Genomic DNA, 6,231 nt, shown 5'->3' with positions numbered 1-6,231 from the left:
TTTAATGCGTGGAGCCATCTTGTGAGCTTGGCATTCTGTCAGTTCGCCTGCCGCGTCTCTCTTCGCGAGTCAAGCGTCAGGCTTCGCCCCGCCCTGCCGCAACCCTTGCGTCCGTCACTCGGGCTGGTGACAGGCGAACAAAGTCGGCGATGGTTTCGGCGAGCGAGGAAGCGGCGGCAAACAATCCACCGCTTGCTTTTTCGTTGAGCGCAAGCATAATGTTTTTGGGCAAAGGTGGTGGAGCCGGAAAGCCACGCAAAAGCGGCCAATGTTGGACGCTTGCGACATGACACCTTGGAATGTAATAAAAAATGTCATTCCCACTGATTTTTGGCGTAGGGATGAAAGAGCGAGAAAAAAAATAAATATCAAACTTAAAAAAGCGTTTGCGCAAAATAAAATAACACAAGGGTGGGCCATTGATACCTAACGGCACGCTGTTTAATCACCATTCGTGAGTCGAATAGGTTGTAATGACGATGCGTTTGAGGCTTGGTCATGTTGCCATTGGTATCTTATCGAGACGACGAAAGGGAGCTTTTTTCAAGTTTCGGGGATGAGTTTCCCTGTAAAATGTTGTATGTTAGGCGTTTGAAAAGCAAGCGTCATTTTGGCCGAATTTGTACAAACGTCTTCTGTTTTTTCAAATGGTCCAAGCATTTCACCGTTTGTCTGTGCGTTGTTAAACATTTTTCATAATGTCACAATGTACGCGGAGTTGGGTGGGAGGCACTTTCGCGCGTTCGCGTTTATGGATGGCGAGGGGTGGGGCCATGGCGCGCGTGGACCGTAAGCGTTGTGCCCGCGTCAGATGGTTGGCGCGCTCGTGTCATCGTATTCGATCTGCCAGAGGAACAGGCCATGGGCTGGCATGGACTGCCCCGCGTCTGAACGGTTGCCTCGCCTCACTATCGTCTCAAACTGATCCATGCTGATGGTGTGCCGCCCCACGTCTACGAGGGTGCCCACCACGGCGCGCACCATGTTGCGTAAAAAGCGGTTGGCGGCTATCTCAAAGTAGTATGTGCTATCTGATGTTTGTACCCATTTGGCTTTGCTGACATGGCACAGCGTGGTTTTGTTGTCTGCGTTGGCTTTGCAAAAAGCCTTGAAATCGTCTACGGTGAGCAGGAGCGCGGCGGCCTCGTTCATGCGCTGGAAATCGAGAGGCCAGTTCATTAGCACTGAATAGTGGCGCGCGAAAGGGTCGCGGCGTGTATGGATGTAATAGCGATAGGTGCGGAGCGTGGCCGAAAATCTGGCGTGAACATCGTCCGGCACCCGTTGCACGCCGTTGCAACTAATGTCTTTTGGCAATATGCGATTGAGCCTATAGGCCAACTGTTGACAGTCCAAGTTGCGGTCAATGTCAAAGTGAGCCGCCATCTGCCGGGCATGCACGCCGGCATCTGTGCGCCCCGCGCCAACTACCTCCACGGGCTGTCTCAGCAGTGTGGAGAGCGATTGTTGCAGCCTCTCTTGCACGGACATGCCGTTGGGCTGTATTTGCCATCCGTGGTAGGCTGTGCCATCAAAACTAATCCAAACAAAATATCTCATAGTATAAGCATGATATTAATGAAACGAAACGCTATGGCGATTGGTTCGCCAAATCTTCAAGTGAGAAACCTGACATATGCGCGATCGTCAAAAGAGTGGTTGCCGCGCATCAATCCTTTGGTGGCTTTGAAGTCTCCTATATTGAAAGGGTCGCGCACAAGCTGTTCGCTCAGGGCTGCCTCGCTTTCTGCCAATGTAGATTTTAGCATGGGATAGCCGTCTGATGCCAAGACTATCTCTGACGGATTTTTGTCAATTGAGATGACCTTGATGCCATCTCGAAATATGGGGTAGCCATCGATCACGGCGAAAGTCTTGTTCTGGCCATCCATCGCTTTGATGAGATGGGGCAAGATAGCATCGCGCGCATAGTCGTGAACGATGGTCAGCCCATCTGTCATATCATTGTGCGCTAACTGGCACGAGCGGAAGCAAGCTGCTCTACGAGCGGCCATTGAGGCTTCGTAAGGCTTGCCATTTTCGTGCAGCTGGCCGTCTACCATTGCCTGACAGTCGCCTATCATCCATATCTGTCGATGTGTCTCGCTGTAAATAACGACACTGGCACAAAGACGTTCATGCGGCGGAATATAGTTGTTAATAATTTGATTTTCAGGTAGATTATTGCTATTAGTTAAATATTCACTACGAATAATCTCGGTGATTTGGTCACAAAAGTCGTCAAGAAGAATATCGATTTTCATCTTTCGGATAAAATTGGCTATCATCTTCATGCAGTGACGACCATTGCTCATGTCAGCATTGAACCTATGACTTGTCTTGCTCGTGCTACCGTCTATCACCGCCACGAAATGGGGTGTCGCAACAATGCCATCCTCACAATCACTCTGTGTGTGCTTGCCGATGAGTTGACGCTCGATAATTTTCATGTCGTTGTTTTTTTATCTACCTTTTTTGCGGCGTGTGACCGATTGAATTTACGTCGTTCTTCTGCTTTGCGCCAGAAGAAATATTTTAACTGGGCGAGTTTTTCGCGAGGTGTTTGGGCGCAAAAAAAACAGGCTTGAGGGTATATGGATCGTAGTTGGGTGTATACTACACTGGGGTAATTGGGACGCGTGTCGTGGCGCGCGCCCAAGCTATAAGCGTCGTCGCGGCGCAGCCTTCGGTTGGCGGCATGATGGCTTGCCATGGAGTTCGTCGCTCCCGGACAGACGCCGAAAGAAGGCCTTGGCCGCCCGGGCTTCTTGAAATCGCGATGGTCGACATGCCGGTTTGGTTGTGGCGCGATGGGTGCCTTGTTGCCCTCGCCCTCGATCGCGCGACCTGTGACGGCCGCTCCAAATATGTGACGGCTCGCATAGGCATCGCCCGAGAAGAGGGTAACGCCCAATTGATTCCACCCTCGCAAATCACATTCCTTGCGCGCAGTGGGTAAGAAATCAGCGAGAAGGTGTTGACGCATTTTATTCGCTTGCGTTTGGCGCAATTGGCTCTTGCCCAAACTCGCGCTTGTTCTTCCAATCTATATAGAGCAATATCAATTGATGGAGACCAAAAGCTTTCATGTTCTTATTATAAATGACATCAAGGCATAGATCCATGAGAGCCTTGTCGTTACCCGCTTCGGAGCTGAGCATGGAGCGAATATTGAGCTTTAGCTTGTCGAGCACGGCCTCGTCTATGATGCCATTGCTATCTATGAGATTGCGCAGCAACGAATATTTGTCTATGGTCTCGAGGTGGCTGTCGCTCACTTCGATGCTTCGCGTTCCGGAATGATTGGCTTGAATTTTCATAGTGGATATTATTTTAAAAGATAATTCATGATGCCTTGCATGAGCGTGTGGCGGTTTTCACGATTAATAACGCACTCGAATGGAAAGCCCATGACGAATGTTTTATAATTGCGTCCATCGTATGCGGTGGCCGCCGGCAACCCATTGCTGTATTGCATGGCGCAAATGGCTCCAGCCTCTGGATTAAGGGCGTCGACACGTGTAGCCGCATAATGGTCGGGGTTGAGATCGCGATAGAAGTCGAACGACATGCCAAGCCCAAACGCTCCGGTTATCGTGTCGGTCTTGATGGGGCTTGACATGCTTGTTTTGAGTGTCTGTGACAGCCATGTCGCGTCGCTGTCGGACCGCATGTCGGTACCAATGAACGCGCCGCTGACCATCAGTCGGCCGCCCGCGAGGGTGTACGCCGTGACCTTTCGCTTGAGAGAGGATGGAAAAACCTTGTAGAATTTCAGAGCGTATGGCAGGTATCGCTCCATGCCAAGGATGATATCCACGGCCGCGTAGTCGTTGAGGCTGACGCGACCGGTCTCCACCGCCTTGGACGAGCAGCTGGCCACGTTGTACCGATGGGTCGAGGCTATGGCGTCGGCATGCGTGGAGATGTAGTCGAAAGTGTTGCCGGCGATAATTTTTCCTGCCAGTTCGTTGCCACAATACCCCAACCCTGTCGCGCCTTCGACGCCCGCTCGCGATCGGTCAAAAATGATTTGGCGGCCGTTCCAACCTGCCGTGACGCCCATGGAGACACCCATGTCCGAATCGAGGTCGAAGCCTTGCTTGGTACCATCGTTTATGACGGCAGGTCCGGAAAGCCTGTGAAATCCATTGACGACAAGGATTGTTTGCGTGGCTCCGGGCTGGGCGTAGGCCGATACCACCTCGGAGGCAAAGCTCTCGCCACCTCTATTTGCGGCCGTTACTTTGAAATGATACTGCACGCCTGGCTCAATGTTGACGACGGCAGATGTGGAAAAGATTTTTTTGCCATTGTCAAAGCCTCCTGTCCCTGTGGCTGTGTACAATATATAATAGGTGGGGGTGGCGGTGGGTTCTTGCCGGTCATCTTGCCTGACCCACGATATTTCCGCTTTTTTGCCTGTTTTAAGCGTCACGCAAACATCCTTGGGAGCCAACGGCTGTATGATAGCGGCATGTCCATGCATGTCGTTGACATATCTGACAATGGTTTTATAGATGGAACGTGCGATGGTAAATTTGAAGTTAGGATCGTGCCCAAGCAGCATGTCTGGGAAGTTTTGGTGGGACAGCGTCTCTAAAATGGCCGATGGAACCTCCGGCAAACGCGTCTCGGAATAGTTGCGATCCCATAGGTATCGACGTGCCCATCTTTTATATTGGTATGTTAAGTCGCGTGTCACGCCACTGAGAAGCTGGTCGGCAAACATCTTGGAGGCTTGCCGGGATATGCCGGCGTCTAACCGCCCGTCATTGAAATTGGTGGTGCATATAGCTAACGAGCCAACCAAGTCGCGCCCATTAGGTGAGACGCCCGCGTCGCTGTGTATGGCCAAGGCCAGCTCCATGGGCACATTCTTGCCCTCGAGCGTAGGCGCGAAAACAGAGCCGCCGGCCAACCAGTTGAGCATGCGAGAGCGAGCGTTGATATCGTCGGCGTAGTCGTCGGTGCCGCCGCGGCTGCTGTATACGGGGTAGGGGGCGCCTGCCCATTGGGCGTAATAACGCGCCCCCTCTAACGCGCGAGGGTAACCACTGACCATGCCGCCACGCTCAATATTGCCCATACCACCACCAAATCGCACGGCATCGGCCGTGACATAGCCTCGCCGCCTACTTTGGTTGGTAAGCATCACGCAATTGTAAATGTTGTCGCCACGATCAAAATCGAACGTTCCGAGATACACCCATGTGCCTCCTCCCATACGCTGATTTACCCTAAACTCGGTGGCTTGGCCTTTATGGAAGACGGTGTAATGCGCATCGTCAACGCTCTCTTCAAGCGTCTGGTAACTCACATAAACCGCGTATCGACCAGCTTTTTTAAAGTTGGGCTGCCATTTCACATATGCTTTGCCACTTTTTTTGGTCGCCTTGATCATTTGTGCCGAACCTGCCTCAAAAGGATTCTCGTTATCCAAGTATCGCCCTTGGTGTGGCGCGAAACCCTTTATGCCCGTCGATACCCACCTGTTGCCTTCCGCATACTCGTCGTATCCACGCCCCGAATTGTTCAAGGAAGCCTCCGCGTCGATGATGTATTCGTCAGTTTGCCAGTCTCTTTCGCGTGGAGTAAACACTACCGCGCCGGCGTTTTGGAGCATGGGGATGAGATAAGGCACCACAATGGTTTGCGTGAACAGGTCTTCGGTGGTGCAAAAAAGATTTGGCCTTTGCCACTTCCAATACCCCTTTTGGTTGTCATAATAACGACCGTGCGATTGCCAAACCGTGATGTGCTTGTTGCCAAGGCCATGTGTTATCTTTGCGATTCTTGAGAAATTGCTCACCCACGCTTTTCCTTTGTAGTCTATATTCCCCCATAACGCCCTCCCGTCGTCGAATCTTTTGACATAGCCTGGGACGTACTGTTCTATGGGCATGCCATTGGTAAGGATCTGTATGTTATACTTGTTATAAGGTATGGGCAACGCCTTTTTCACCTTTTTGTATATCTTTCCCACCTGTTTGCGGGTGAAATCTTGCAACGCGAATTGCTCTGTTGTAATCACAACGACGGTCCGGGTGTCGTTGTCCACGGTCATCTTAAGCAATCGTGGTTGTTGCGTAAAAGTGGCATGCTTGGCCGTATAGGTTAGAAAATAGTTGTTGACAGCCTCCTTCGCCTTGATGTTCAAAGCGGTGTTTTGTGCCGTCAATGCTGTCGATGTGACCCATAGGCACAGGGCCAACAATGTTTTTTGCATTT

7 protein-coding genes are annotated in these 6,231 nt (G+C 51.4%); 2 read left to right on the top strand and 5 right to left on the bottom strand.

Features of this window, described 5'->3' with window-relative positions; genetic code table 11:
* Both HMPREF1640_RS13710 and HMPREF1640_RS13515 read left to right on the top strand, forming a co-directional pair.
* Nucleotides 1–207: DUF4372 domain-containing protein (locus HMPREF1640_RS13710; RefSeq protein WP_156098754.1), on the top strand; the 207-nt coding region annotated here is incomplete at its 5' end.
* 79 nt (nt 208–286) lie between these two features.
* Nucleotides 287–430 carry a hypothetical protein gene (locus HMPREF1640_RS13515; protein ID WP_197051497.1) on the top strand — a complete coding sequence of 48 codons (144 nt, stop codon included), beginning with the start codon at nt 287–289 and terminating at the stop codon, nt 428–430.
* 377 nt (nt 431–807) lie between these two features.
* On the opposite strand, the gene truA is transcribed toward HMPREF1640_RS13515, so the two are convergent.
* The 5 genes from truA to HMPREF1640_RS07665 are packed head-to-tail and all read right to left on the bottom strand — an operon-like array spanning nt 808 to nt 6,229.
* A complete protein-coding gene (gene truA, locus HMPREF1640_RS07685; protein WP_036893694.1) occupies nt 808–1,560 on the bottom strand; it encodes a tRNA pseudouridine(38-40) synthase TruA in 753 nt (250 codons plus the stop codon).
* 56 nt (nt 1,561–1,616) lie between these two features.
* On the bottom strand, nt 1,617–2,450 hold the full coding sequence (locus HMPREF1640_RS07680; protein WP_036893692.1) for a hypothetical protein: 834 nt from the start codon (nt 2,448–2,450) through the stop codon (nt 1,617–1,619).
* Complete coding sequence (locus HMPREF1640_RS07675) at nt 2,447–2,986, bottom strand: hypothetical protein (RefSeq protein WP_036893691.1); 540 nt, start codon at nt 2,984–2,986, stop codon at nt 2,447–2,449. Before HMPREF1640_RS07675 ends, HMPREF1640_RS07680 begins: the two co-directional genes overlap by 4 nt.
* Nucleotide 2,987: 1 nt before the next feature.
* Nucleotides 2,988–3,320 carry a hypothetical protein gene (locus HMPREF1640_RS07670; RefSeq protein WP_036893690.1) on the bottom strand — a complete coding sequence of 111 codons (333 nt, stop codon included), beginning with the start codon at nt 3,318–3,320 and terminating at the stop codon, nt 2,988–2,990.
* An 8-nt stretch (nt 3,321–3,328) separates the two neighbouring features.
* On the bottom strand, nt 3,329–6,229 hold the full coding sequence (locus HMPREF1640_RS07665; protein ID WP_036893689.1) for a xanthan lyase: 2,901 nt from the start codon (nt 6,227–6,229) through the stop codon (nt 3,329–3,331).
* Between the last annotated feature and the right edge of the window lie 2 nt (nt 6,230–6,231).

This window comes from Prevotella sp. S7-1-8, from assembly GCF_000758925.1.
Lineage (GTDB): Bacteria > Bacteroidota > Bacteroidia > Bacteroidales > Bacteroidaceae > Prevotella.
Note: the sequence above shows the minus strand (reverse complement) of the source record. Positions and strands in the feature narration are given on the sequence as shown.

Excerpts from the sequence above, each read along its gene's own strand:
- HMPREF1640_RS07665 (WP_036893689.1), bottom strand. The coding sequence starts at position 6,229 with ATGCAAAAAACATTGTTGGCCCTGTGCCTATGGGTCACATCGACAGCA.
- HMPREF1640_RS07680 (WP_036893692.1), bottom strand. The coding sequence starts at position 2,450 with ATGAAAATTATCGAGCGTCAACTCATCGGCAAGCACACACAGAGTGAT.
- truA (WP_036893694.1), bottom strand. The coding sequence starts at position 1,560 with ATGAGATATTTTGTTTGGATTAGTTTTGATGGCACAGCCTACCACGGA.
- HMPREF1640_RS07670 (WP_036893690.1), bottom strand. The coding sequence starts at position 3,320 with ATGAAAATTCAAGCCAATCATTCCGGAACGCGAAGCATCGAAGTGAGC.
- HMPREF1640_RS13515 (WP_197051497.1), top strand. The coding sequence starts at position 287 with ATGACACCTTGGAATGTAATAAAAAATGTCATTCCCACTGATTTTTGG.
- HMPREF1640_RS07675 (WP_036893691.1), bottom strand. The coding sequence starts at position 2,986 with ATGCGTCAACACCTTCTCGCTGATTTCTTACCCACTGCGCGCAAGGAA.